We start from the raw sequence: 24,127 nt of genomic DNA, 5'->3' as shown, positions 1-24,127 counted from the left end.
CGCTACCGGAACTCCCGACTCGCGGAAGCCCACAGCGCGACCCGCGGAAGCCCACAGCGCGACCCGCGGAAGCCCACAGCGCGACCCGCGGAAGCCCACAGCGCGACCCGCGGAAGCCCACAGCGCGACCCGCGGAAGCCCACAGCGCGACCCGCGGAAGCTGGAAGCGCGACTCGCGGAGGTTCCGGGGCTACACCTTGTCGAGGTAGGCGGCGGACTCCTCGTCCCCCACCGTCTCGGCGACGAGGGCACGCAGGCCGGGGTGGTGGGCCAGGCCCGGGTCCGAGGCGACCAGCCGGGCCGCGGACAGCCGGGCCTCCGAGATCACGTTCTCGTGCCGCAGCAGGGACAGCAGCTTCAGGCCCGACCGCCGCCCGGACTGCGAGGAGCCCAGGATGTCGCCCTCCCGGCGCAGCTCCAGGTCCAGCCGGGCGAGCTCGAACCCGTCCGTGGTGGAGGCGACCGCGTCGAGCCGCTCACGGGCGGTGGTGCCGCCCGGCATGTCCGTGACCAGCAGGCACACCCCGGGCGCCGAGCCCCGGCCCACCCGACCGCGGAGCTGGTGCAGCTGGGACAGCCCGAACCGGTCCGCGTCCATGATGATCATGCCGGTGGCGTTGGGGACGTCGACGCCCACCTCGATCACCGTGGTGGCCATGAGGACGTCGAGCTCGCCGGCGTCGAAGGCGCGCATGACCGCGTCCTTCTCGTCCGCCGGCAGCTTGCCGTGCAGGATCCCGATCCGCAGCCCCGCCAGCGGCCCCTCGGCGAGCTTGGGCCCGATGTCGAGCACCGCGAGCGGGGGCCGGCGCTCGCCGTCCTCCCCGTCCGCCTCGGCGTCGTCCGGGTCCTCGGCGTCCTCGGGATCCCGGCCCTTCTTCTTCGGGTTCGCGTACTCGCCGCCCACCCGCGGGAACACGACGTAGCACTGGTGCCCCGCCGCGACCTCCTCGCGGATGCGCGCCCACACCCGCTCCAGCCACGAGGGCTTCTCCCCCGCCGGCACCACAGTGGTCCTGATCGGTGAGCGGCCCTTGGGCAGCTCGGTGAGCGCCGAGACCTCCAGGTCGCCGTAGACCGTCATGGCGACGGTCCGCGGGATCGGCGTGGCCGTCATGACCAGCAGGTGCGGGGTGCGCTCGCCACGCCCGCGCAACGCGTCCCGCTGCTCGACGCCGAACCGGTGCTGCTCGTCGACCACCACGAGGCCGAGCTCGGCGAAGCCCACCGTGTCCTCGATGATCGCGTGCGTCCCGACCACGATCCCCGCGACCCCGGACTGGATGTCCAGCAGGGCCTGCCGGCGCTCCGCCGTGGACATCGAGCCCGTGAGCAGCGTGATCCTCGTGGCCCCGTCCGACGAGCCGAGCTCGCCGCCGGCGCCGAGCGGCCCCAGCATCGCCCGCAGCGACCGCGCGTGCTGGGTGGCCAGCACCTCGGTGGGGGCGAGCATCGCGGCCTGCCGCCCGTTGTCGACGACCTGCAGCATCGCCCGCAGCGCGACGACGGTCTTGCCCGCGCCCACGTCCCCCTGCACGAGCCGGTTCATCGGCAGCGGCCGGCCGAGGTCCTCGGCGATCTCCTCGCCGACCGACTTCTGCCCCGCGGTGAGCGGGAACGGCAGGATCGCGTCGAACGCCTCGAGCAACCCGCCCGCCTTGCGCGGCGACGGCGCCGCGGGCCGGTGCATCGCCCGCTCCCGCTGCAGCGACAGCGCGAGCTGGACGCCGAACGCCTCGTCCCACACCAGGCGGCCCTTGGCCGCGTGCCGGTCCGCCTCGGACTGCGGCACGTGGATCTTGCGCAGCGCGGCGCCCAGCGGCATGAGCTCGTGCTCCTGCCGCAGGTCCTCCGGCAGCGGGTCGGTCGGGTCGTCGAGCAGGGCGAGCACCTGGCGGACGCTGCGCGCGATGGCCTGCGAGCGGACGCCCTTGGTGGCCGGGTAGATGGAGATGAACGGCCGGTCCTCGGCGTCCTCCTCCAGCTCCTCGAACTCGGGGTGGGTGAGCTGCAGCGTGGTCTGCCGGCCGCTCCGGAACACCGACACCGTGCCGGAGAACATCAACGTGCGCCCGACCTGGATGAAGGACTGCACCTTCTGCGCGTTGAAGAACGTGCACGAGAGGGTCGCGCCCTTGGCGTCCCGGATCGTGCAGTTCATCAGCTTGCCGCGCCGGGTGCGCATCGGACGGGTGGTCGCCGACTCCACCGTGGCGATCACCGTGACGTACTCGCCCACCTCGAGCCCGGCGATGTCGGTGAGCTTGCCGCGCTCGACGTACCGGCGCGGGTAGTGCCGCACCAGGTCGCCGACGGTGTGCAGCTCGAGCTTGCCGCCCAACGCGTTCGCCGAGGTCCTGCCGATCACGTCGACCAGGCGGGTGTCCAGGTCGATCCTCGCGAGGGCCACGCTCACTCCACCCCCAGCACGAGCGGGAAGTCCACCTGCCCGCCGCGGTAGACCACGACGTCGACCTCCGGGTGGGTGCGGCGCAGGTCCTCGGCCAGCCCGCTGCCCAGCTCCTCGGGCGCGTCGGCGCCCAGCAGCGCGGTGACGAGCTCACCCCCCGGCGTCAGCATGCGGTGAGCCAACCACAGGGCACCGACAGTCAGGTCGGGGGCGATGAGCACGACCTCGCCCTCGCTCATCCCGAGCACCTCGCCCGGGGCGCAGCGGCCCACCCAGGTCAGCGCCTCCGCCTCCGCCACGACCAGCCCGCCGGTGCGGGTGCCGGCGGCGGCCTCGGCCATGGCGACGACGTCGTCGGCCGCGTTGCGGGACAGGTCGTGCACGGCCAGCGCGGCGAGGCCCTGCGGCACCGAGGTCGCGGGGACGACGACCGTCTCGCGGCCCTCGTCCCGCGCCGCGCCGGCGACCCGGGCGGCCAGGTCGAGCAGCCCGGCGTCGCAGGTCATGAGGGCGACGTGCGCGGCCCCGGTGGCCTCGACGGCGTCCGCCAGCTCCCGGCCCGAGACCGTGTGCCCGGGCCGGGTCTCCAGCACGTCCGCCCCGGCCCCCCGCGCCAGCTGCGCGACCCCGGCGCCCGAGGCGATCATCAGCACCGCGCGCGGGCGGCGGAAGCTGGGCCGCGCGGGCTCGGGCGGGCGATCGTCGAAGCGCATGACGGTGATCCGGTGCGGGCGGCCCGCCTCGATCCCGGCCTCGATCGCCGCGCCGACGTCCGTGCAGTGCACGTGCACGTTCCACGTCCCGGACCCGTCGCCGACGACGACCACGGAGTCCCCGAGCGAGGTCAGCCGGGCGCGCAGGCCGGACACGGCGTCGTCGGAGGTCCGGTCGAGCAGGTACATGACCTCGCTGTCGTACTGCTCGTCGCCGGACTCGCGGGTGGCGGTGAGCGCCGCACGGTCCCGGACGACGACCCGCGAGCGCTCGGGGACGCGCCCGGCACACGCCTCGACCAGGGCGTCGAGCACCACGGCGACCCCCAGCCCGCCCGCGTCGACCACCCCGGCCCGGCTCAGCTCGGCGAGCTGACCGGTCGTGCGGGCGACGGCGGCGTGGGCGGCGTCGGCGACCACGGCCGGGTCCCCGCCGAGCTCCGCGCAGGCCTCGGCGGCCGCGGCGATGACGGTGAGCATCGTGCCCTCGCGCGGCTCGGCGACGGCCGCGGTGGCCAGCTCGGCGGCCCGGCGCAGCGCGCCCGTGAGGTCCTCGCCGGCGCCGACCGCCTCGGCGAGCCCGCGCAGCAGCTGGGAGAGGATGGTCCCGGAGTTCCCGCGGGCCCCGCGCAGCGCGCCCTTGGCCAGCGCGGCGGCGGTCTCGGCCGGGTCCTCCGTCTCCGGGAGCGCGTCCGCCCCGGCCCGCATGGTGAGGAGCATGTTGGTGCCGGTGTCCGCGTCGGCGACCGGGAAGACGTTGATCGCGTCGAGCTCGCCGCGGTGCCGTTCGAGCCCGGCCACGGCGGCGGCGGCCCAGCGCCGGAGCAGGGCGGCGTCGAGCGTCGGGGGCACGCCCCCACCCTATCGAGGGGCCGCCGCCGGTGATCCCGGTCGGCCGCGGCGGGGGGCCGGTGGGAGGGCCGGCGGACGGGCGGTTACCCTGGACGACACGTGCCCGGGGAGACCCGGGCCTCGCAACGTTGTCTGTCTACCCCGAGGAGTGTCCGACGTGGCTGCCGTCTGCGACGTCTGCGGCAAGGGTCCGGGCTTCGGCATGTCCGTCTCGCACTCGCACCGCCGTACCCACCGCCGCTGGAACCCGAACATCCAGACCGTGCGCGCGAAGGTCGACGGTGGCAACCGTCGGCGCCTGAGCGTGTGCACCTCCTGCCTGAAGGCGGGCAAGGTCGCGCGCGCCTGACGGCGCGACCCGCGAGACGCCAGACGGGGCGGCCTCCCTCGGGAGGCCGCCCCGTCGTCGTGCGTGGAGGACGATCTGTGGCCGAGAACGCCTCGACCGCGGGCCGATCGTCGGGTTAGCCTCACCTCAGTCGAGCGCTGCCGACACGAGGGAGGCTGCCGTGGGGCTTCGTCTGCCGCTCGGCGAGGTGACGGTGATCCTGGGCCCCGCCGTGGCCCGTCGGCGGCTCATGTACGCCCTGGACGAGGACCGGACCCGGTGTGCCGACGGGCACGAGGCCGGCGCCCTGCGCCTCACGGCCCGGGTGGCGGACCCGCTCGCGGACCGCATGGCGCGGATCGAGCGGGCGGCGGCCGCGGACACCGCGCTCGTGCTCGTCGACCGTCTCACGGACGGCCTGGAGGCGCCGGAGCGACGGCTGCTGCTGCGCGCGGCCCGGCGGCTCGCCCGGCCGGACCGCGCGGTGCTCGTGGAGGACGCGGACCCGGTGGCCGCGCTGGCGCAGGCGGACGGCGCGCTGCGCACGGACCGCTCGGGGGCGGTCGCACCGGAGCCGGTCGACGAGATCGGTTACCTGGCCTCGTAGGTCAGGCAGTCCGCCACGTCCTGGTCCTGCCCGATCTGCACGGACGGGGCGGTGCACTCGAGCTTCTCGTTGTGCCGGCAGTCGGTGCGGTGGCAGGCGCCGACCATGCCGCTGCGGTCGAGGCCACCGCGGAACGAGATCTCGACGAAGGTGCCGCAGTGCGCGTGGTCGCCGGCGATCGTGATCGCCCCGGCGTGGCAGTCCGAGTCCTGGTTGTAGGAGCACGAGTTCACGGAACAGGCCTGCACCTGGGGCATGTCCTGGGTGGTGGTCATGGCCTCGAGCCTGGTCCCGGCCGCCGGTGCCCGCCACCGAATCCAGGCTTGCCTCACTCCCGGTGAGGCCCGCTTCAGAAGCCCGGACGACGTGCGGCGCGATCCGGGCAAACCTCCGCGGCCCGACTCGGATTGTGAACCGGGCCACACGCGGTCGGGTTACGGCAGGCGCCAGTCCACCGGCTCCCCGCCGATCTCCTCCAGCAGGTCGTTCGCCCGGCTGAAGGGCCGCGAGCCGAAGAACCCGCGGTCGGCCGACATCGGGCTCGGGTGCGCGGACTCGATGATCGGGACGTCCACGAGCAGCGGCGCGAGGTTGCGCGCGTCCCGCCCCCACAGGATCGCCACCAGCGGCTCCGCGTCCCGCTCGACGAGCGCGCGGATCGCCTGCTCGGTGACCGCCTCCCAGCCCTTGTCGCGGTGCGAGCCGGGTGAGCCGGGCTCCACGGTCAGGCACCTGTTGAGCAGCAGCACGCCCTGCTTCGTCCACGGCGTGAGGTCGCCGGACGACGGCAGCGGCAGCCCCAGGTCCTCCTGGTACTCCTTGAAGATGTTGACCAGCGAGCGGGGCAGCGGGCGGGTGTCGGCGGACACCGAGAAGGACAGTCCGACGGCGTGCCCCGGCGTCGGGTAGGGGTCCTGCCCCACGATCAGCACCCGGACCTCGTCGAACGGCTGCTGGAAGGCCCGCAGCACGTTCGCCCCCGCGGGCAGGTACTTCCGCCCGGCGGCGAGCTCGGCGCGCAGGAACTCCCCCATCTGCGCCACGACGGGCGCGACGGGCTCCAGCGCCCGGGCCCAGCCCTCCTCGACGACCTCGGCCAGCGGCTTGCCCGCCATCAGACGTCCAGCCGGCGCAGCTCGGCGCGGAACCGCTTGCCGCGCTGCACGTACGAGTCCACGGCGTACTGGAACCGGTCCTCCGGCACCTCGTAGCCCTCACGCACGCGGGCGGGAATGCCCAGGGCCATGCGGCGGGGCGGGATCACGGCGTTCGGCGACACGACCGCGCCGGCCGCCACGACGGCGCCCTCCCCGATCGTCGAGCCGTTGAGCACCACTGAGCCGGAGGAGATCAGCACCCGGTCCGCGATGTCGGCCGCCTCGATGTGCACGTTGTGCCCCACCGTGCAGTCGTTGCCGATCAGCGTGGGCTGCCGCGCGGTGGTGTGGATGATCGAGCCGTCCTGGATGCTGGTGCGCTCGCCGACCACGATGTAACCGTCGTCGCCGCGGAGCACCGCCGTGGGCCACACCGACGCCTGGGCCCCCAGCCTCACGTTCCCGATCACGACCGCGTCCGGGTGGACGTAGGCCTCGGGATGGATGTCGGGTTCGACGTCACCGAGCGCGTAGACAGCCACGCCCGGAGCCTACTTTCGCCCGGCGGGGCCGCCCTCCCGGGCCTCGCGGTCCATCCGCTCGGCCAGCTCGTCGACGACGAGGGCGCGCCGGTCCAGCGTGCCGGTCCGGTAGGCCGAGCGGGCCACGATCTGCGAGATCACCGGCGCCGTCACGGCCTGGAAGAGGATCACCAGGATCAGCGTGGCGGCGTTCTCGAAGTCCAGCCGGATCGCCGTGCCGAGCAGGATCAGCAGCAGGCCGAGGGTCTGCGGCTTGGTCGCGGCCTGCAGCCGGGCCGGCAGGTCCGGCAGCCGGACCAGCCCGATCGCCCCGAGCAGGCAGGACAGCGCCCCGAGCAGCAGGAACACGGCCGAGACGACGTCGGTGATCACGGCGCCTCCGTGGGACCGAGGACGTCGGCTCGGACCGCGGACCCGCTCACCGGTGCCGCTCCCAGCGCTCGACGAGCCGGGCCGCGGTGGCCGATCCCACGAACCCGACGAGCGCGACGGCCGCCATCAGCGGGATCGTGGACCCGTCCCGGTAGATCGCGATGTAGACCGCCGACGCGGCGACGATCAGCACCACGAACACGTCGAGCGCGGCGACCCGGTCCAGCGTCCCCGGCCCGCGCAGCACCCGCGCGACGGTGATCAGCGCGGCCGCCGCGAGCATGCCGAGGACCAGCGCGAAGACGATCGTCATCTCGCCTCCGCGGGAAGAAGGACGTCGGCGGGCCTCACCGCGCCTCCCCCGCGGCCCGCACCACGCGGTCCTGCAACCGCTCCATCTGCCGCCGCACGCGCGTGGCGTCGGCGGCGCTGCGCAGGCCCAGCGCGTAGACGTACAGCCGGCCGCCCGGCCGGTCGATCTGCAGCACGAAGCTCCCCGGGGTCAGTGCCGCCGCGGCGGCGACGAGGGTGGTGACCCGCTCCGATCCGGTGCGCAGCGGCACCGCGACGATCCCGGCCCGCGCCCGCGGGCCGTGGCGGACCGTCTCCCACGCGACCTGTGCGCCGGAGACGACCAGGTCCGCCAGCAGCCAGACCCCGAGCCGCAGCAGCGGCCAGGGCCGGAAGGGCAGCCGGGGCAGGAGCGGCAGCGGGAACAGCGCGGTCACGGCGGCCGCGACCAGGATCCCGCCGAGCACGATCTTCACCGAGATCGTGCCCCAGAGCAGGACCCAGACGACCGTCAGCCAGAGGACCTGCGGCCATCGGCGCAGCACGGTCATCCCGGCCCCCTCGTCCCGGCCCTCGTCCCGGCCCCCCTCACCCCAGCACCGCCTCGATGTAGGGGACGCGGGCGAGCAGGTCCGAGCCCGCCCGCTCGGTGACCGCGGACAGCGGCCCGGCCGCGGCGGCGATCGCGATGCTCACCGCCACCAGGGCGACCGTGGCCGCGTACATCGGCCGGGAGGCGCGGGCGGTGCCGACGACCAGCTCGTCCGTCGGGTCCGGATCGGGCAGCGGCTCCTTCTCGGTGCCCCAGAAGACCCGCACCCAGACCCGGACCACCGCGTACAGGGTGAGCAGGCTTGCCAGGACCACGAACCCGGCGACGACGGCGGTCGCCACGTCCCCGGTGCCCGCCTGCAGGAGGGCCAGCTTGGCCACGAAGCCCGACGTCGGCGGGATGCCGGCGAGGGTGAGCGCCGGGACGGCGAAGAGCACGGCCAGCGCGGGCGAGCGCTTCGCGAGACCGCCCATCGCGTCGATCGAGACCGTGCCCGTCCGGCGCGTGATCAGCCCGCTGACCAGGAACAGCGTGGCCTGCACGGTGATGTGGTGGACGATGTAGAGGGCCGTGCCGGCCGCGCCCCGGGCGTCGTACACCGCGAGCCCGAACAGCATGAACCCGATGTGGCTGACCAGCAGGAAGGACAGCAGGCGGTTGAGGTCGTCCTGGGCGAGCGCGCCGAGCGCGCCCACGACCATGGTCAGCACGGCCAGCACCAGCAGCACGGCGGACGGGCCGGTGCCCGGGAACACCAGCGTCTGGGTGCGCAGCAGCGCGTAGACGCCGACCTTGGTGAGCAGGCCCGCGAACAGCGCGGTGACCGGGGCGGGCGCGTTGGGGTAGCTGTCCGGCAGCCAGAAGTGCAGCGGCACCATCGCCGCCTTGATCCCGAACGTGACGATCGCGAGCATCGACAGCAGCGTCCGCAGCCCGGCCGGCAGCTCCGCCACGCGGCCGGCGAGGTCGGCCAGGTTGACCGTGCCCGTGGCCGCGTACACCAGCGCGATCGTGGTGAGGAACAGCAGCGAGGACGTCAGCGAGATGATCACGTACGTCATGCCGGACCGGATCCGCGAGGCGCTGGTGCGGCGGGTGATCAGCACGTAGGACGCGGCCAGCATGATCTCGAACGCCACGAACAGGCTGAACAGGTCGCCGGTCAGGTAGGCCAGCGACACGCCCGTGGACAGCAGCAGGAAGATCGGGTGGAAGGTGGTGCTGGCGGTCTCCCGGCCGTAGTCGGAGATCCGCTGGCCGATCGCGTAGACCAGCACCGCGAGCGTGACCACCGTGGAGATCAGCAGCAGCAGCGCGGAGAGCCGGTCGGCCACCAGCACGATCCCGACGGGCGCGGGCCAGCCGCCCAGCTCGGCGACGACGGGGCCGTCGCGGTGCGCCGCGACGAGCAGCACCGCGGCCACCACCGAGACCGCGGCGAGCACCACGATCCCGATCAGCCGCTGGGTCCGCGCCGAGCGGGCGGCCAGCACCGTGAGGGCCGCGCCGAGGACGGGCAGCAGGACGGGCAGCGTGACGAGCGTGCTCACCGGGCCGCCCCGCTGCCCGCGGTGCCCGGCACGGCCTCGGCGGGCTCGTCCGTGCGGTCCGAGGCCGCCGCCGAGCCGGGGTCCTCCTCGTCCTCCGGGACCTCGGCGTCCTCCTCCATCGAGCCCTCGGGACGCGCGCGTTCGGCGACGCGGCGGTCCTCGACGTCGTCCTGGACCTCGTCCCGCCCGGTCAGCACCCAGCTGCGGTAGCCCAGGGCCAGCAGGTAGGTGGTGAGCGCGAAGGTGATCACGACGGCGGTGAGCGCGAGGGCCTGCGGCAGCGGGTCGGCGAACTCCTCGGGCAGGGCCGTGCCCAGCACGGGGGCGCGGGCGGGCGGGCCGCCGGCGAGCTGCAGCAGCAGGTTGGCGCCGTGGCCGAGCACCACGATGCCGATCAGGATCCGCATCAGCGAGCGCTGCAGCAACAGGTAGAAGCCCACGGAGTAGAGGACGGCCAGCACGACGGCCATCGCGACGTTGATCGTGATCACGGGCCCGCCTCCTCGCCGGCGGCGTCCCGGGCGTCCCGCTCGATCCCGCTGCCGAGCGAGCGCAGCAGGTCGAGGACCACGCCGATGATCAGCAGGTACACGCCGATGTCGAGGAGCAGGCTGGAGACCAGGTCGACCGTGCCGATCAGCGGGATCTCGACCGACACCGTGGCACTGGCCAGCACCGGCGCACCGAACGCCGCCGGGGCGAGCGCCGAGAGGACCGCGATCAGCAGGCCGAGCCCCATCAGGACCGGCGGCCGCAGGCTGAGCCGTGAGCCGATCTCGGCGCCCTCGGAGCCGCCGCCCGCGATGTAGCGCAGCACGAAGGCCAGCCCGGCCACGAGGCCGCCGGAGAACCCGCCGCCCGGCGCGTAGTGCCCCACGATCAGCAGGTAGACCGAGAAGACCAGCACCGTCGGGAAGAGGAACCGGGCGGCGGCCTCCAGCAGCAGGGTGCGGTCGGTACGCACCGGGCAGGCCCCGGGCAGGGTCCACTCCCCCTCCGGCTCGTCCCAGTGCGTGAAGGGCACCTTCTCCGGGGCGCTCATCCGAGGACCTCCCTCTCGTGCTCGGGGGTGCCGCCGCCGGCCCGGCGCTTCCCGTCGAACCGGGTGGCCAGCACCAGGCTCGCGGTGCCGGCCGCGGCGATGAGCAGCACGGTGATCTCGCCGACCGTGTCCAGCGCGCGGAAGTCGACGAGGATGGCGGCGATGACGTTGTCCGCCCCGGCCTCCGGGGCGCGGGCCACGAACTCGCCGCTGGCCGCGGGCGGCTGCTGCCGTGCGCCGGTGAGGACCACACCGGCGATCGCGACGAACACGCCCGCGACGGTGGCGAGGGCGGCCTTGCGCAGCTGCACCCCGCGCCCCGGGCGTGCGCCCGGCTCGGTGGCGGACCCGAAGTGCGCGGGCAGCCGCCGCAGCACGAACACGAAGGCGACCAGCGTCAACGTCTCGACCAGGAACTGCGCCAGTGCGAGGTCCGGCGCGCCGTCGACGACGAACAGCCCGCCGATCCCGTAGCCGATGGCCCCGACCAGCAGGACCGCGGTGAACCGCCGCCGCACGCGGGTCAGCGCGAGCGCCGCGACCACCACGATCAACCCGAGCGGCAGCTGCAGCAGCGAGGACACCCACGACTGCCCACGGGGCCAGGTGCCGCCGGTGACGAGCGCGACTCCGGGCAGGGCGAGCACCGTGCACAGCAGCACGCCCAGGTAGACCGGCAGCGAGCCGACCTGCACACGACCGGTGACCTGGGTGGCGGCCCGTTCGAGCCCGGCCACCGCGATCTCGTACCCGCGCTGGGCCGACAGCGGGTGGCGCAGGGTCCGGTGCAGGCCGGTCACCCGGTCGCGCCCGAGGTGCAGGGCGAGGCCCGCCGCCAGCGCGACCACGGAGAACAGCAGCGGCAGGGAGAGCCCGTGCCACAGCGCGAGGTGGTAGTCCGCCTCGGTCGCGTCCGTGGCCGGATAGGCGGCGGCGTAGGGCTGCGCGAGGGCGTCGACCAGCGGCGGGACACAGCCGAGCACCAGCCCGGCGACCGCGGCCAGCCAGGTCGGCGCGAGCAGGCCCGGCGCCGGCTGCTTCGGGTCGAGGGCCTCGACCCCCGGCTTGACGGCGAAGGCGCCCCAGAGGAACCGCGCCGAGTACGCGACGGTGAGGATCGAGCCGGCCAACAGGCCGAGCGCGAGGACCCAGCCCCGTGGGCCGCCCTGGTGCACGAACGCCTCGAACGCCGCCTCCTTGCCCAGGAACCCGAGCAGGAACGGCACGCCGGCCATGGACGCGGCGGCCAGCACGGAGGCGACCGCGAGACCCGGCAGCGCCCGGCCCAGCCCGGACAGCGCGCCGACCTCGCGGGTGCCGGTGACCTTGTCGACGATCCCGACCACCATGAACAGGGGCGCCTTGAACAGGCCGTGGGCCAGCAGCATCGTCAGCGCCGCGACCTCGCCGATCCGGTCGCCGGAGCCGAAGAGCACCATGAGGAACCCGAGCTGGCTCACGGTGCCGAAGGCCAGCAGCCGCTTCAGGTCCGTCTCCTGCAGCGCGCGCCAGCCGCCGATCAGCATGGTGACCAGGCCCAGGACCGCGATCGGCACCCACCACTCCGCCCGGTCCGCGAAGCCCGGGGAGAGCCGCCCCACCAGGACCACGCCGGCCTTCACCATCGACGCCGCGTGCAGGTACGCGCTGACCGGCGTGGGCGCGGCCATCGCGGCCGGCAGCCAGGGGTGGAAGGGGGCCTGCGCGGACTTGGTCAGCGCGCCCACCAGGATCAGCGCGACACCGGTGGCCGCGAGCCCGCCCGTGGGCGGGGCGGCCACGATCGCCGAGATCCGGTAGGTGCCGGCGGACTCGCCGACGAACACGATCCCGAGCAGCATCGCGAGCCCGCCGAGGACGGTCACCAGCAGCGCCTGGACGGCCGCCCGCCGGTTCGCCCGGTGCAGCCCGCCCTGCCCGACCAGCAGGAACGACGCGATCGACGTCAGTTCCCAGAAGACGTAGAGGGTGAGCAGGTCGTCCGCCAGGACGAGACCCAGCATCGCCCCGGCGAACGCGAGCAGCAGCGCGGAGTTCCGCGGGGCGTCCCGGCTGTCCTTGCCGAAGTACCAGGCGCTGTAGGCCAGGATCAGCGCCCCCAGCCCGCCGACCAGCACGATCATGACCAGGCCCAGCGCGTCGAGCCGGAACCCGAGCTCCAGGTCCAGGGCCTCCGACCAGGTCACCGTCTCCTCGAGGCCGGGCCCGAGCGCCGCGCCGGTGTGCGCGAATCCCCAGACCAGCGCCGCGGCGGGGAGCACCGCGGCGATCCCGAAGGCGGCCCGCCGGCTGCGCCGCGACACCGGCGGCAGCAGCGCGGCCACCGCGAGATGGGCGACGACGAGCGCGAGCAAGACACCTCCGTCCCGCGACCACCGTGCAGCGCGCATGCTCGCAGGGAGCGGCCCGGCTCAAGGGGTGCGTCGGGTCGTTGACGAGCTTCGGACAGGGTGCGCCGGAGACCGGCGCCGACACCGATCCTACTGGTCGGCCCCGGCGGCGCCCCGCGTCACGCGATGATCTTGGCGAGACAGCGGCTGCCCGGTTCGTCCCGATACACCCCGAACCCGGGGATCGGTACGTAGCCCGAGCTGCGGTAGAGCGCGAGCGCCTCGGGCTGCCTCGTGCCCGTCTCGAGGATCATCCGGCGCCGGCCCGGGGCGGCGGCCGAGCGCTCGATCGCGGCGAGGACGGCCCGGGCGTGGCTCCTCCCCCGCGCCTCCGGGACCACGTACATCCGCTTGATCTCCGCGTCGCCGTCCCGGACGACGGGATCGGCCGGCTCGGCGTCGCGCACCCGCCAGCCGCCCGCGGCGACCGGCGTGCCCGCGGCGTAGCCCACGAGGAAGAGCCCGTGCGGGGCGGCGAACTCGGCCGGGTCGGTGTGCGTCGCGTCCGTGCCGCCGTACCGCTCGACGTAGACCTGCTGCACGGCCGCGATCAGCCGTTGCGCGTCGGGATGGTCGAAGGGGGTGGCGCGCAGGTCGAGCGGCACGGTGTCGCGGGGCACGGGGGCGCCGTCGTGCGGGGTCAGACGGTGACCGTGCGCCGGGTGCGTCGCCCGGCCGTGACCAGCACGGCGAGGCACATCGCCGCGACGACGGCCACGACGACCAGCAGGACCGGGTAGGGCACGTGGACCGCGAGCGGGGCCAGGACGACCGGCAGCAGGAACCCGATGTAGGTCAGCGAGTAGAAGACGGCCGTGAGCCCGGCCAGGTGTGCCGGCCCGGCGATCCGCTGCACCTCCAGCAGGCCGGAGACCAGCGAGATGCCGTAGGCCGCGCCGAGGATCGCGGAGGCCACGAACGCCACCACGAGCGAGCCGGTCAGCGCCGTGACCGCGGCGACCAGGATCCCGACGACGATCAGGACCAGGCCGAGCCGGGCCCCGGCGAGCGGGGCGCGGGCGTCGAGCCGGCGCGCGGCGGACTGGATCGCGACGCCGGCCGAGAGGGTCACGGCGGTGAGCCCGGTCGCGAAGATCAGGCCGAAACCCGCCGTGCGCTCGGACCCGAGGGCGGCCGGCTGCACGGCGAAGGACAGCGCGGGTGCGCCGAACACCCACGGGGCAAGTGGCAGCACCAGCCCCAGGAAGCGCGGGTGCGCCGCCGCCGGCACCTTCAGGTCCGAGAGGAGCGAGCGCCGCGGCGCCACCTCGGGCGACCGGGTCTCCGGGGCGCGGGCGACCAGCGGGATCACCGGCAGCGTGAGCACGACGTGCACCAGGTAGGGCAGCTCCATCGGCAGCGGCGCCCACTGGGCCAGCACGCCGCCGACCGCCGGGCCGATGCCGAACCCCGCGGACAGCGCCAGCGCGGCGCGGCGGGCGCCGGAGCCCGCGTCCGCCTCGGGATCGTGCGGGGCCTGCGAGAGCTCCTTCACCCACGTCGTCCCGACGGCCATGGCCACGCCCGTGACCAGACCGAACAGGAAACGGCCGGTGTAGAGGAGCGTCTCGGAGAAGGCCCCGGCCGCGAGCACGCCGCTCGCCGGCACGGACGCGACCACCGCCGGCAGCAGCACCCGGCGGCGGCCGAGCCGGTCCGACAGCGGCCCCCCGACGAGCAGCCCGGGGGCGAGCCCGGCCACGTACACGCCGAAGAAGGCCGCGACGACCGTCGCCGAGTAGTGCCCCTGCTCCCGGTACATGACCATGAGCGGGCTGAACTGGTTCGCGCCGTACCCGATGACGAACAGCACCGCCGCGACGCGCGCCCAGGCCCTCATCCACACTCCATGATCGTCCCGCGGGTCGGCATCCTCCGGTCACCGAACCGCACGTCCCGGTACCCCGTCGGCACAACGCCGCCCGGGTGCGCCGGGCATGCCCGTCTCCCGGGATGTGTGACTCGGACGACCGGGGGTGCCGACTCGCGGGCTACTTCTGCTTGGCCTTCTGCCGCCAGGTGGTGAGAACGCGCTCGGTGTAGCCGTTGGGCTCGGTGCGGCCGGTGAAGACCAGCTCGAGGGCGGCCTGGAAGCTCTCGCTGCCCTCGAGGTCCTTGGCCATCGGCGGGTAGCCCGGCTCGTTCGCGTTCTGCTCGTCGACCAGGGCGGCCATGCGGGCGAAGGTGTCCCGCACCGTCTTCTCCTCGACGACGCCGTGGTGCAGCCAGTTCGCGATGAGCTGGCTGGAGATCCGCAGCGTCGCCCGGTCCTCCATCAGCCCGACGCCCTCGAGGTCCGGCACCGTGGAGCAGCCGATGCCCAGCCCCACCCAGCGGACGACGTAGCCGAGGATCGACTGCGCGTTCGTCTCCAGCTCGTGGGTCTTCCGCTCCTCGCTGAGCTCCTCGGTGAGGATCGGCAGCACCAGCAGCTTGTCGCGGTCGGTGACGGCCCGCTTCGCGATGTCCTCCTGGACGGCGTGCACGTCCGTGCGCAGGTAGTGCAGCGCGTGCAGGGTCGCGGCGGTCGGCGACGGCACCCAGGCGCAGTTGGCGCCCTGCTGCGGCTGCGCGCCCTTCTGCTCGAGCATGTCCGCCATCGCGGCGGGCTTGGCCCACATGCCCTTGCCGATCTGCGCGGTGTGCGCGAACCCGGAGGCGAGCGCGACGTCGACGTTGCGGTCCTCGTAGGCGTTCAGCCACGTCGAGGACTTCATGTCGCCCTTGGGCACCACGGGGCCCGCCGCGAAGCAGGTGTGGATCTCGTCGCCGGTGCGGTCGAGGAAGCCGGTGTTGACGAAGATGACCCGCTCGGCGGCGGCCGCGATGCAGCTCGCGAGGTTGACGCTGGTGCGCTTCTCCTCGTCCATGATGCCGATCTTCAGCGTGCGCGCGGGCAGGCCGAGGGCCTCCTCGACGGCGGCGAACAGCTCGACGGTCAGCGCGACCTCGTCCGGCCCGTGCTGCTTGGGCTTGACGATGTACATCGACCCGGCCCGGGAGTTGGAGAACCGCCCCTTCCCCTGCAGGTCGTACTGCGCGGCGGTCGCGGTGACCAGCGCGTCGAGCACGCCCTCGGCGATCTCCTCGCCCTCGGCGGTGCGGACCGCGTTCGTGGTCATGTGGTGCCCGACGTTGCGGACCAGCAGCAGCGAGCGGCCGGGCAGGGTGAGCGGCGCGCCGTCGGGGCCGGTGTACTCGCGGTCGCCGTTCACCCGGCGGGTGACGGTCTCCCCGCCCTTCTCGAACTCCGACACCAGCTCGCCGGTCATCAGCCCGAGCCAGGTGCGGTAGGCCAGGGCCTTGTCCTCGCCGTCGACCGTGGCGACCGAGTCCTCCAGGTCGACGATCGTGGTGACGGCGGACTCGAGCACGACGTCCGCGACGTCCGCGTGGTGCTGCCGCCCCACCCGGTGGGTCGGGTCGACGGTGAGCTCGACGTGCAGGCCGTTGCGCTGCAGCAGGATCGCGGCACGACCCTCGCCGTCCGGCGCGCGGAAGCCGGCGAACTGCCCGGCGTCGGCCAGCCCGGTCTCGCCGCCCGCGGTGAACGCGACGAAGCCCTGCTCGGAGCCGGAGTACGCGGTGACGTCCGCGTGCGAGCCCTGGGCCAGCGGGAACAGCTCGTCGAGCAGCTCGTCCGCGGCCGCGATGACCTGGGCGCCGCGCTGCTCGTCGTAGCCCTTGGCCAGCTCGTGGTCGAGCGGCAGCGCGTCCGTGCCGTAGAAGGCGTCGTACAGCGAGCCCCAGCGGGCGTTGGCCGCGTTCAGCGCGTACCGCGGGACGGTGGCGGGGACGACCAGCTGCGGGCCGGGGACCTCGGCGATCTCGGGGTCGACGTCCCCGACGGAGACGGGGGCCGGCTCGTCGGTCGTCAGGAGATGGCCGAGCTCCGTGAGCAGGTTCTTGTACGCCTCCGGGTCGCCGGGGCCGTGGGCCTCGTGCCATGCGTCGATCCCCGCCTGGATCTCGTCCCGGCGGGCGAGCAGTTCGCCGATCCGCGGGGCGAAGCGGCCCTGCAGGTCCGCGAGCGCGCCCCAGAAGGCCTCGGGCGTGAGCTCCAGACCCGCCAGCAGCTCGCCCTCCACGAACCGCCGCAGCTCGGGATCGACCTGCAGTCCTGCGGTGCCGGCCATCGCGGCGTCCTCTCTGCTCGACTCTGGTGCCCGTCTTTTCTACCAGACGGACTGGCAATTCCGCATCATGGAATGTAGGATCGTCGACCGTGACCGACGGCATCGAGTTCCCGCGGGCGTCCGCTCCACCGACGTCCCGGCCCGATGTACCCCGCACGGGTGGCGTCCAGTCGCTGACCCGCGCGTTCGGGCTGCTCGAGACGCTGGCGGAGGCGGGCGGCGAGGCCGGGCTGTCCGAGCTCGCCGACCGGACCGGGCTCGCCCCGGCGACGATCCACCGGCTGGTGCGCACCCTCGTCGACCTGGGCTACCTGCGGCAGCTGCCCTCGCGGCGCTACACGCTCGGCCCCAAGCTCGTCGGCCTGGGCGAGACGGCGGCGCAGCAGTTCGGCCGGTGGGCCACCCCCGTGCTCGCGGACCTGGTCGCCGAGATCGGCGAGACGGCCAACCTCGCGGTGCTCGACGGGGACCGCGCGGTCTACGTCGCACAGGTGCCCTCACCGCACCAGATGCGCATGTTCACCGAGATCGGGCGCCGGGTCCCGGTGCACTGCACGGGCGTCGGCAAGGCGCTGCTGTCCGCGCTGCCGCCCGCCGAGGCGTCCGCGATCGTGGCGCGCACCGGGCTGCCCGCCGTCACCCGGACCACGATCACCGATCCGGAGGTGCTCGACCGCGAGCTGGCCGTGGCCCGCGAGCGCGGCTACGTGCTCGACGAGGGCGAGCAGGAGGCCGGCGTCCGGTGCGTCGCCGCGCCGGTGACCGGGCCGCACGGCTCCGCGGCCGTGTCGGTCTCCGGCCCGCTCTCCCGGATGGACGACGCCGCGGTCGCGCGGATCGCGCCGCTCGTCGTCGCGGCCGGGCGCCGGCTGGGGACCCTGCTGGCGACCGCGTGACCGACGTCCGGCCACCGGGACCGACTTGAGACGGTCGCCGCGGCCCCGCCGCCCTACGCTTTCCCCGTTCCCACCACGAGCCGTGACAAGGAGGTCGGATGGCCCTCGATCCCGTGGCCCGCGCCGCGATCGTGGCGGCCCTGGGCCCCGATGACGTCATCGACGACCCGGTCCAGACCCGGGCCTACGAGTGCGACGGGCTGACCGGCTACCGGGTCCGTCCCGAGATCGTGCTCATCCCGCGCGACGCCGAGGGCGTCGCCCGCGCCGTGCGGGCCTGCCACCGCAACAAGGTCCCGTTCGTCGCCCGCGGCGCCGGCACCGGGCTCTCCGGCGGGGCGCTGCCGGTGGCCGACGGCGTCGTGATCTCGCTCGCCCGGCTCAAGCGGGTGCTCGAGGTCGACCCGGAGAACCGGCGCGCCGTCGTCGAACCCGGGGTGACGAACCTGGAGATCACCGCGGCGGTCGCCAGGCACGGGCTCTACTACGCGCCGGATCCCTCTTCGCAGCAGGTGTGCACGATCGGCGGCAACGTCGCGGAGAACTCCGGCGGCGCCCACTGCCTCAAGTACGGGTTCACCACCAACCACGTGCTGTCGATGGAGGTCGTGCTGCCGGACGGGGAGCTGGTCACCCTCGGCGGCGACACCGGCGAGCAGCAGGGCCCGGACCTGCGCGGGGTCTTCCTCGGCTCGGAGGGCACCCTGGGGATCACCACGAAGATCACGGTCCGGCTGCTGGGCACGCCCGAGACCGTGCGCACGCTGCTCGCCGACTTCCCGTCGATCTCCGCGGCGGGCGAGGTGGTGTCGGACATCGTCGCGGCCGGGATCGTCCCCGCCGCCGTGGAGATGATGGACACGCTGGCGATCGAGGCGGCCGAGGAGGCGGTGCACGCCGGGTACACCGTGGGCACGCCGGCCGCACTGGTCGTGGAGCTCGACGGCCCGATCGAGCAGTGCGACGCCGAGTTCACCCGGGTCAAGGAGATCTGCGACGCGCACGGCTGCACCCGGCTGCACATCGCGGGCTCGCCGGAGGAGCGCGCGGCGATCTGGCGCGGGCGCAAGGCGGCCTTCGCCGCGGTCGGCCGGATCTCGCCGGACTACTTCGTGCAGGACGGCGTGGTGCCCCGGACCCGGCTCGCCGAGGTGCTGGGCCGCATCGCCGACATGGGCGACGAGGCCGGGCTGCGGGTGGCGAACGTCTTCCACGCCGGCGACGGCAACCTCCACCCCCTGGTCCTCTACAGCGCCGCCGCGGGCGAGACCGAGCGCGCGGAGGAGCTGTCGGGGGCGATCGCCGAGCTCTGCGTGGAGCTGGGCGGGTCGCTGTCCGGCGAGCACGGCATCGGCACGGACAAGGCGTGCTCGATGCCCAAGATGTACGGCGAGGAGGACCTCGCGGTGATGCAGCGGGTGCGGGCGGCCTTCGACCCGGAGGGCATCTGCAACCCCGGCAAGGTCCTGCCCACGCCGCGGCTGTGCGGCGAGCGGCCCGGAAGGTACCGGCCGCACCCGCTGGAGGAGTCGGGAGTGATCGAGCGGCTATGACTCTGACCGCACTCAAGCCGGGGTCGTTGAAGGAGGCCCGCGAAGCCCTCCTCGACACCGCCGGCCGCGTCTCCGTCGCCGGCGCCGGCACGGCGGCGGACTGGGCGGGCCGGCTCGGCCCCGTCGACGCCGTCCTCGACACCACCGGGCTGACCGGCGTGATCACGCACAACCCGGGCGACATGACCGTCTCGGTGCACGCCGGGACGCCGCTGCGGGCGCTGCAGGAGGAGCTGGCCGCGCACGGCCAGCACCTGTCCTTCGACGCCGCGCGGGTGGCGGACGGCGCGACCGTCGGCGGGCTGGTGGCCACGGCGGACGCCGGTCCGTCCGCGCTGGTGTACGGCACGATGCGCGACCTCGTCATCGGCGCCACCACACTGCTGTCCGACGGCGCCGTGGTGCGCTCGGGCGGGCACGTCATCAAGAACGTGGCCGGGTTCGACCTGGCCAAGCTGCTGCACGGCTCCTACGGCACCCTCGGCGTGCTGGTGGAGGTCGTGCTGCGGCTGCACCCGGTGCCGCGGGCCGTCGGCACGGTGGTCGTGGAGTGCGACCTCGCGGAGGCGACCCGGCTCGCGCGCGAGGTGCTGGCCTCGCAGCTCGAGCCGACGGCCGTCGAGTGGCTGAGCTCGGGGAAGCTCCTCGTGCGCATCGACTCGACCGAGGAGGCCCTGCCGGCCCGGCTGGAGCGGCTCACCCGGTTGTTCGGCGACGGGGCGGCCGTGGCCGAGAGCGACGTGTGGGCCGAGCACGCCGCGCTCACCCGTGGCTCCGGCTCGGACGACGGGGCGGTGCTGCGGATCGGGGCGAAGCCCTCACTGCTGCCCGGCCTGCTGGAGGCGCTGCCCGCCACGGCCGTCACCGCCGGGCTGGGCACCGGGGTCGCCACCGTGTCGCTGCCGGGGACGGCGGTCGCGGAGGCGCACGCCGCCGTGCACACCGCCGGCGGGACGAGCGTCCTGCGGTCGCGCCCCGCCGGGCTCGACGTCCCCGCCTGGGGGCCGCCGCCCTCCGCCCTCGCCGTGCTGAAAGCCGTCAAGCAGCGGTTCGACCCGGACGGCCGGTTCGGCCCGGGCCGCTTCGACCCGTGGGAGATCTCGTGACCACACCCGCCGGCTCCGCCGACACCAACCTGCCGCAGACCGGGCCGAGCGCCTTCGACGCGCACCACCCGCCCTCGCGGGAGCTGCTCGACGACTGCGTGCACTGCGGCTTCTGCCTGCCCACCTGCCCCACCTACCAGCTCTGGGGCGAGGAGATGGACTCCCCGCGCGGGCGCATCTACCTGATGGACCTCGCCGAGAAGGGCGAGATCGGGCTGGCGGGACCGCTGCGCCAGCACATCGACGCCTGCCTGGGCTGCATGGCGTGCGTGACGGCCTGCCCGTCCGGCGTGCAGTACGACAAGCTGCTCGAGTCGGTGCGCCCGCAGCTCGAGCGCAACGTCCCGCGCACGCCCTCGGACCGGCTGTTCCGCGAGGCGATCTTCGCGCTGTTCCCGTACAAGCGGCGGCTGCGCGCGGCGGCCCTGCCGGGTGCGCTGTACCAGAAGCTCGCCGCCGTGCCGACCGTCCGGAAGCTCGCGGCGAAGCTCCCGGGGCGGCTGGCCGCGCTGGAGTCGCTGCTCCCGCCGGTGACCGTGCGGGAGGCCTTCGCGACGCTGCCGGTGCACACCTCCGCCGTCGGCGAGCGGCGCGGCCGGGTCGCGCTGCTCTCCGGCTGTGTGCAGGACGTGTTCTTCCACCGGGTCAACGAGGCCACCGTGCGGGTGCTCTCCGCCGAGGGGCTCGACGTCCTGGTCCCGCGCGACCAGCAGTGCTGCGGGGCGCTCGAGCTGCACGCCGGGCGCGAGGACCCGGCGCTCGCCCGGGCGAAGCGCACCATCGAGCGTTTCGAACGGCTCGACGTCGACCACGTGGTGACCAACGTGGCCGGCTGCGGGTCCTCGATGAAGGACTACGCCCACCTGCTCGCCGACGACCCGGAGTGGGCGGTGCGGGCGAAGGAGTTCAGCGCGCGGGTGCGGGACGTCCACGAGGTGCTCGCCGAGCTGGGGCCGCGCGCCCCGCGCTCACCGGTGCGCGCCCGGGTCGCCTACCACGACGCGTGCCACCTCGGGCACGCCCAGGGCGTGCGCGAGCAGCCGCGGGAGGTGCTGCGGAGCATCCCCGAGCTGGAGCTGCTGGACATCCCGGAGGCGGCGCTGTGCTGCGGCTCCGCGGGCATCTACAACATGGTGATGCCCGAGGCGGCCGACGAGCTGGGCAAGCGCAAGGCGGACAACGTCCGGTCGGTGGAGCCCACGGTCGTCGTCACGGCGAACCCGGGGTGCCTGCTGCAGATCGGCAAGCACCTGAGGAACGGCACGGAGGACGGGGTGCCCCTGCTGCACCCGGTCCAGCTGCTCGACGCGAGCATCCGCAACGTGCCGGTGCCCCGCAGCTGACCCCCGGCCGACGCCGTACGTGGGCGGGAGGTGGTGCTCCGGCACCACCTCCCACGCACGACGGACGGGGGCGGTTCGGCCGGTTCGTGGCCGGTGCGCGAGGTCGGGAAGTGTCGGGGGCCCGGGCTAGCGTGCGCGGTATGACCGACACCACGGCCCGCAGCCTCGCCACCGCACTCGCCGAGCAGCTCTCCTGGCACTGGCAGACCCTGCTGCGTCCGAAGCTCGAGGGGCTGACGGACGAGGAGTACCTGTGGGAGCCGGCGCCGGGCTGGAGCGTCCGCCCGGCCGGGAGCCCCGCGCCCGGTGCGATCCAGATGGGGTCGGGCGGGCACCGGATCGACTTCGCCTTCCCCGAACCCGACCCCCCGCCGCTCACCACGATCGCGTGGCGGATGGGCCACCTGGTCGTCGGCGTGTTCGGGGTGCGCGCCGCGTCCCACTTCGGCGGCCCGCCGATGTCGTACGAGAGCCACGCGTACGCGGGGACGGCGGCGGAGGCGCTGCGCCAGCTGGACCGGGCGTACGCCTCGTGGATCGGCGGGGTCGAGGCGCTCGACGAGGCCGGGCTCGCCCGGCCGTGCGGGCCGGCCGAGGGGCCGTACGCGGAGTTCCCGCTGTCGGACCTGGTGCTGCACATCAACCGCGAGGCGATCCACCACGGCGCCGAGATCCTGCTGCTGCGGGACCTGTACCGGAACCGGTACGCGTGAACCCCGGCGTCCGGGTCGTACGGAGATGTCCTGGTCGCTCAGCACCCTCTCAGCGCGCTCCGTGCCCGTCCGGCGCCGTGGTGTGAGAGTGGCCGGAGGGGCGAGCCGATCGGGGAGGCCGGATGACGGGGAGCGCGGCGACGGGCACGAAGGCGGGCACGGCAGCGGGTGCCGACGCCGGTGGGGCCGCGGGCAGGGGTGTCGAGGAGCTGCCGCTGCACATGCAGCGGGACGGGTTCGACCCCGCGCGGGAGCTGGCGGCGATCCGCGAGGGGGCGGGCGTCCGGAAGGTGCGCACACCCTTCGGGCTGGAGGCCTGGCTGGTCACGCGCTGGGCGGACGTCCGGGAGGTCCTGGGCGACCCGGAGCGCTTCAGCAACGAGTGGGAGGGCGCCTTCCGCGTGCCGGGCATGCCGGAGCGCAGCCCGGAGGAGATCGCCCGGCTGCGGGCCGGGAACCTGCTGGCCTTCGACCCGCCCGCGCACACCCGGCTGCGGCGGATGCTCACCCCGGAGTTCACCGGGCGGCGGATGCAGCGCCTCGAACCCCGGGTACGGGAGATCGTCGACCAGCACCTCGACGCGATGGAGCAGGCCGGGCCGCCCGCGGACCTGGTCGCCGACTTCGCGCTGCCGGTCCCGTCGCTCGTGATCTGCGAGCTGCTCGGCGTGCCGTACGAGGACCGGGCGGAGTTCCAGCGACGGAGTGCACGGCTGCTGGACCTGTCGGTGCCGATGGACGTGCGGCTGCGGGCCCAGGAGGAGCAGCGCGGCTACATGGCGAGCCTGATCGCCCGGGAGCGGGCCGAGCCGGGCGAGGGGCTGCTCGGCATGCTCGTGCGCGAGCACGGCGATGAGCTCACGGACGACGAGCTGATCGGCATCGCCAACCTGCTGCTGATCGCCGGGCACGAGACCACCTCGAACATGCTCGGCCTCGGCACGCTCGCACTGATGGACCACCCCGACCAGCTCGCCCTCGTCCGGGACGACCCGGAGGCGGTCGGGCCCGCCGTCGAGGAGCTGCTGCGGTGGCTGTCGATCGTGCACTCCGGGACGATCAAGTCGGCGACCGGGCCGGCCGAGATCGCCGGGCAGCCCGTCGCCGAGGGCGAGCTCGTGATGCTCTCGATCCCGGCCGCCAATCGCGACAGCGCGCTGCTGGAGGACCCCGAGCGGCTCGACGTCCGGCGGGGTGCGCTCGGGCACGTCGCGTTCGGGCACGGGGTGCACCACTGTCTCGGCGCGCCGCTGGCCCGGATGGAGATGCGGGTCGCCTTCCCGGCGCTGCTGCGGCGGTTCCCGGACCTGCGCCCGGCGGCCGATGATCGTAGGTTCCGGTCGTTCAACGTCGTCTACGGGATGGAGATCCTGCCCGTGACCTGGGGAGGAGCGTGATGAGCGAGCTCAGGGCCGACCGCGGGACCTGCATCGGGGCCGGCATGTGCGTGATGACCGACTCCGCGGTGTTCGACCAGGACGGCGACGGGATCGTGGTGCTCCTGGAGGAGGACCCGGAGGTCGACGAGAAGGTGCGCGCCGCCGTCGACGCCTGTCCCTCCGGCGCGTTGTCGATCAGCGAGGACTGACCCGGCCGCGGCGGGCGCGACACCCGTTCGGCCCAGCCCGCCCTG

At 74.4% G+C, this 24,127-nt stretch carries 24 protein-coding genes; 9 read left to right on the top strand and 15 right to left on the bottom strand.

The features are described 5' to 3' along the window. Positions 1-190: 190 nt before the first annotated feature. Together recG and ABD990_RS16980 are read right to left on the bottom strand one after the other, a co-directional pair. The gene (recG, locus tag ABD990_RS16985; protein ID WP_345381499.1) at positions 191-2,410 is read right to left on the bottom strand and encodes an ATP-dependent DNA helicase RecG; all 2,220 of its coding nucleotides are present in this window, start codon (positions 2,408-2,410) and stop codon (positions 191-193) included. Between the two features lie 2 nt (positions 2,411-2,412). Continuing rightward, on the bottom strand, positions 2,413-3,975 hold the full coding sequence (locus ABD990_RS16980) for a DAK2 domain-containing protein (protein ID WP_345381498.1): 1,563 nt from the start codon (positions 3,973-3,975) through the stop codon (positions 2,413-2,415). A gap of 157 nt (positions 3,976-4,132) precedes the next feature. Between ABD990_RS16980 and rpmB the strand changes: the two genes are divergently transcribed. Together rpmB and ABD990_RS16970 are read left to right on the top strand one after the other, a co-directional pair. Beyond that, positions 4,133-4,324: a 50S ribosomal protein L28 gene (gene rpmB / locus ABD990_RS16975; protein WP_345381497.1), complete on the top strand. Its 192-nt coding sequence runs from the start codon at positions 4,133-4,135 to the stop codon at positions 4,322-4,324. Between the two features lie 160 nt (positions 4,325-4,484). Continuing rightward, the gene (locus tag ABD990_RS16970) at positions 4,485-4,910 is read left to right on the top strand and encodes a hypothetical protein (RefSeq protein WP_345381496.1); all 426 of its coding nucleotides are present in this window, start codon (positions 4,485-4,487) and stop codon (positions 4,908-4,910) included. Here the strand turns inward: ABD990_RS16970 and ABD990_RS16965 are convergent. The 13 genes from ABD990_RS16965 to ABD990_RS16905 all read right to left on the bottom strand — a co-directional run bounded on the left by ABD990_RS16965 (position 4,895) and on the right by ABD990_RS16905 (position 16,883). After that, positions 4,895-5,185 carry a DUF1540 domain-containing protein gene (locus ABD990_RS16965; RefSeq protein WP_345381495.1) on the bottom strand — a complete coding sequence of 97 codons (291 nt, stop codon included), beginning with the start codon at positions 5,183-5,185 and terminating at the stop codon, positions 4,895-4,897. The two genes, ABD990_RS16970 and ABD990_RS16965, sit on opposite strands and share 16 nt — an antisense overlap. 159 nt (positions 5,186-5,344) lie before the next feature. Next, positions 5,345-6,025 (bottom strand): uracil-DNA glycosylase, encoded by a 681-nt coding sequence (locus ABD990_RS16960; protein WP_345381494.1) that lies wholly within the window; start codon positions 6,023-6,025, stop codon positions 5,345-5,347. Continuing rightward, on the bottom strand, positions 6,025-6,549 hold the full coding sequence (locus ABD990_RS16955; RefSeq protein WP_345381493.1) for a gamma carbonic anhydrase family protein: 525 nt from the start codon (positions 6,547-6,549) through the stop codon (positions 6,025-6,027). Before ABD990_RS16955 ends, ABD990_RS16960 begins: the two co-directional genes overlap by 1 nt. Before the next feature lie 9 nt (positions 6,550-6,558). Next, positions 6,559-6,921, bottom strand: a complete 363-nt coding sequence (gene mnhG / locus ABD990_RS16950) for a monovalent cation/H(+) antiporter subunit G (RefSeq protein WP_345381492.1) — start codon at positions 6,919-6,921, stop codon at positions 6,559-6,561. Positions 6,922-6,967: 46 nt separating this feature from the next. Next, positions 6,968-7,234: a monovalent cation/H+ antiporter complex subunit F gene (locus tag ABD990_RS16945; protein ID WP_345381491.1), complete on the bottom strand. Its 267-nt coding sequence runs from the start codon at positions 7,232-7,234 to the stop codon at positions 6,968-6,970. A 34-nt stretch (positions 7,235-7,268) separates the two neighbouring features. Next, positions 7,269-7,763 (bottom strand): Na+/H+ antiporter subunit E, encoded by a 495-nt coding sequence (locus ABD990_RS16940; protein ID WP_345381490.1) that lies wholly within the window; start codon positions 7,761-7,763, stop codon positions 7,269-7,271. 37 nt (positions 7,764-7,800) lie between these two features. After that, on the bottom strand, positions 7,801-9,315 hold the full coding sequence (locus ABD990_RS16935; RefSeq protein WP_345381489.1) for a Na+/H+ antiporter subunit D: 1,515 nt from the start codon (positions 9,313-9,315) through the stop codon (positions 7,801-7,803). Further along, entirely contained in the window at positions 9,312-9,803 is a 492-nt protein-coding gene (locus ABD990_RS16930; protein ID WP_345381538.1) for a Na(+)/H(+) antiporter subunit C, read from the bottom strand. Before ABD990_RS16930 ends, ABD990_RS16935 begins: the two co-directional genes overlap by 4 nt. Then, a complete protein-coding gene (locus tag ABD990_RS16925) occupies positions 9,803-10,357 on the bottom strand; it encodes an MnhB domain-containing protein (RefSeq protein WP_345381488.1) in 555 nt (184 codons plus the stop codon). Before ABD990_RS16925 ends, ABD990_RS16930 begins: the two co-directional genes overlap by 1 nt. Continuing rightward, positions 10,354-12,711 carry a hydrogen gas-evolving membrane-bound hydrogenase subunit E gene (mbhE, locus tag ABD990_RS16920; RefSeq protein WP_345381487.1) on the bottom strand — a complete coding sequence of 786 codons (2,358 nt, stop codon included), beginning with the start codon at positions 12,709-12,711 and terminating at the stop codon, positions 10,354-10,356. Before mbhE ends, ABD990_RS16925 begins: the two co-directional genes overlap by 4 nt. Positions 12,712-12,866: 155 nt before the next feature. Then, on the bottom strand, positions 12,867-13,367 hold the full coding sequence (locus ABD990_RS16915; protein ID WP_345381486.1) for a GNAT family N-acetyltransferase: 501 nt from the start codon (positions 13,365-13,367) through the stop codon (positions 12,867-12,869). 20 nt (positions 13,368-13,387) lie between these two features. Continuing rightward, entirely contained in the window at positions 13,388-14,587 is a 1,200-nt protein-coding gene (locus tag ABD990_RS16910) for an MFS transporter (protein ID WP_345381485.1), read from the bottom strand. 151 nt (positions 14,588-14,738) lie between these two features. Next, on the bottom strand, positions 14,739-16,883 hold the full coding sequence (locus tag ABD990_RS16905; protein WP_345381484.1) for a malate synthase G: 2,145 nt from the start codon (positions 16,881-16,883) through the stop codon (positions 14,739-14,741). A 101-nt stretch (positions 16,884-16,984) separates the two neighbouring features. On the opposite strand from ABD990_RS16905, the gene ABD990_RS16900 reads away from it, so the two are divergent. From ABD990_RS16900 to ABD990_RS16870, 7 genes are all read left to right on the top strand, one after another. Beyond that, positions 16,985-17,779, top strand: a complete 795-nt coding sequence (locus ABD990_RS16900) for an IclR family transcriptional regulator (RefSeq protein ID WP_345381537.1) — start codon at positions 16,985-16,987, stop codon at positions 17,777-17,779. Positions 17,780-17,877: 98 nt separating this feature from the next. Beyond that, positions 17,878-19,332 (top strand): FAD-linked oxidase C-terminal domain-containing protein, encoded by a 1,455-nt coding sequence (locus tag ABD990_RS16895; RefSeq protein ID WP_345381483.1) that lies wholly within the window; start codon positions 17,878-17,880, stop codon positions 19,330-19,332. Further along, positions 19,329-20,438: an FAD-binding oxidoreductase gene (locus ABD990_RS16890; RefSeq protein WP_345381482.1), complete on the top strand. Its 1,110-nt coding sequence runs from the start codon at positions 19,329-19,331 to the stop codon at positions 20,436-20,438. The genes ABD990_RS16895 and ABD990_RS16890 overlap by 4 nt, the downstream gene beginning before the upstream one ends. Beyond that, the gene (locus ABD990_RS16885) at positions 20,435-21,781 is read left to right on the top strand and encodes a (Fe-S)-binding protein (protein WP_345381481.1); all 1,347 of its coding nucleotides are present in this window, start codon (positions 20,435-20,437) and stop codon (positions 21,779-21,781) included. The genes ABD990_RS16890 and ABD990_RS16885 overlap by 4 nt, the downstream gene beginning before the upstream one ends. Before the next feature lie 140 nt (positions 21,782-21,921). Continuing rightward, positions 21,922-22,494 carry a DinB family protein gene (locus tag ABD990_RS16880; RefSeq protein ID WP_345381480.1) on the top strand — a complete coding sequence of 191 codons (573 nt, stop codon included), beginning with the start codon at positions 21,922-21,924 and terminating at the stop codon, positions 22,492-22,494. A 221-nt stretch (positions 22,495-22,715) separates the two neighbouring features. After that, entirely contained in the window at positions 22,716-23,891 is a 1,176-nt protein-coding gene (locus ABD990_RS16875) for a cytochrome P450 (protein ID WP_345381536.1), read from the top strand. Continuing rightward, positions 23,891-24,082 (top strand): ferredoxin, encoded by a 192-nt coding sequence (locus ABD990_RS16870; RefSeq protein ID WP_345381479.1) that lies wholly within the window; start codon positions 23,891-23,893, stop codon positions 24,080-24,082. The genes ABD990_RS16875 and ABD990_RS16870 overlap by 1 nt, the downstream gene beginning before the upstream one ends. The last annotated feature ends 45 nt before the right edge of the window (positions 24,083-24,127 follow it).

The sequence above is a fragment of the Pseudonocardia yuanmonensis genome (assembly GCF_039542425.1).
GTDB classification, from domain to species: domain Bacteria; phylum Actinomycetota; class Actinomycetes; order Mycobacteriales; family Pseudonocardiaceae; genus Pseudonocardia; species Pseudonocardia yuanmonensis.
The sequence above is the reverse complement of the archived record's forward strand: the minus strand, read 5'-3'. Positions and strand labels throughout refer to the sequence as shown.

Coding starts and splice junctions, on each gene's coding strand:
- ABD990_RS16965 (WP_345381495.1), bottom strand. CDS start 5,185: ATGACCACCACCCAGGACATGCCCCAGGTGCAGGCCTGTTCCGTGAAC.
- ABD990_RS16960 (WP_345381494.1), bottom strand. CDS start 6,025: ATGGCGGGCAAGCCGCTGGCCGAGGTCGTCGAGGAGGGCTGGGCCCGG.
- ABD990_RS16945 (WP_345381491.1), bottom strand. CDS start 7,234: ATGACGATCGTCTTCGCGCTGGTCCTCGGCATGCTCGCGGCGGCCGCG.
- ABD990_RS16940 (WP_345381490.1), bottom strand. CDS start 7,763: ATGACCGTGCTGCGCCGATGGCCGCAGGTCCTCTGGCTGACGGTCGTC.
- ABD990_RS16925 (WP_345381488.1), bottom strand. CDS start 10,357: ATGAGCGCCCCGGAGAAGGTGCCCTTCACGCACTGGGACGAGCCGGAG.
- ABD990_RS16910 (WP_345381485.1), bottom strand. CDS start 14,587: ATGAGGGCCTGGGCGCGCGTCGCGGCGGTGCTGTTCGTCATCGGGTAC.
- ABD990_RS16905 (WP_345381484.1), bottom strand. CDS start 16,883: ATGGCCGGCACCGCAGGACTGCAGGTCGATCCCGAGCTGCGGCGGTTC.
- ABD990_RS16895 (WP_345381483.1), top strand. CDS start 17,878: ATGGCCCTCGATCCCGTGGCCCGCGCCGCGATCGTGGCGGCCCTGGGC.
- ABD990_RS16890 (WP_345381482.1), top strand. CDS start 19,329: ATGACTCTGACCGCACTCAAGCCGGGGTCGTTGAAGGAGGCCCGCGAA.
- ABD990_RS16880 (WP_345381480.1), top strand. CDS start 21,922: ATGACCGACACCACGGCCCGCAGCCTCGCCACCGCACTCGCCGAGCAG.
- ABD990_RS16875 (WP_345381536.1), top strand. CDS start 22,716: ATGCAGCGGGACGGGTTCGACCCCGCGCGGGAGCTGGCGGCGATCCGC.
- ABD990_RS16870 (WP_345381479.1), top strand. CDS start 23,891: ATGAGCGAGCTCAGGGCCGACCGCGGGACCTGCATCGGGGCCGGCATG.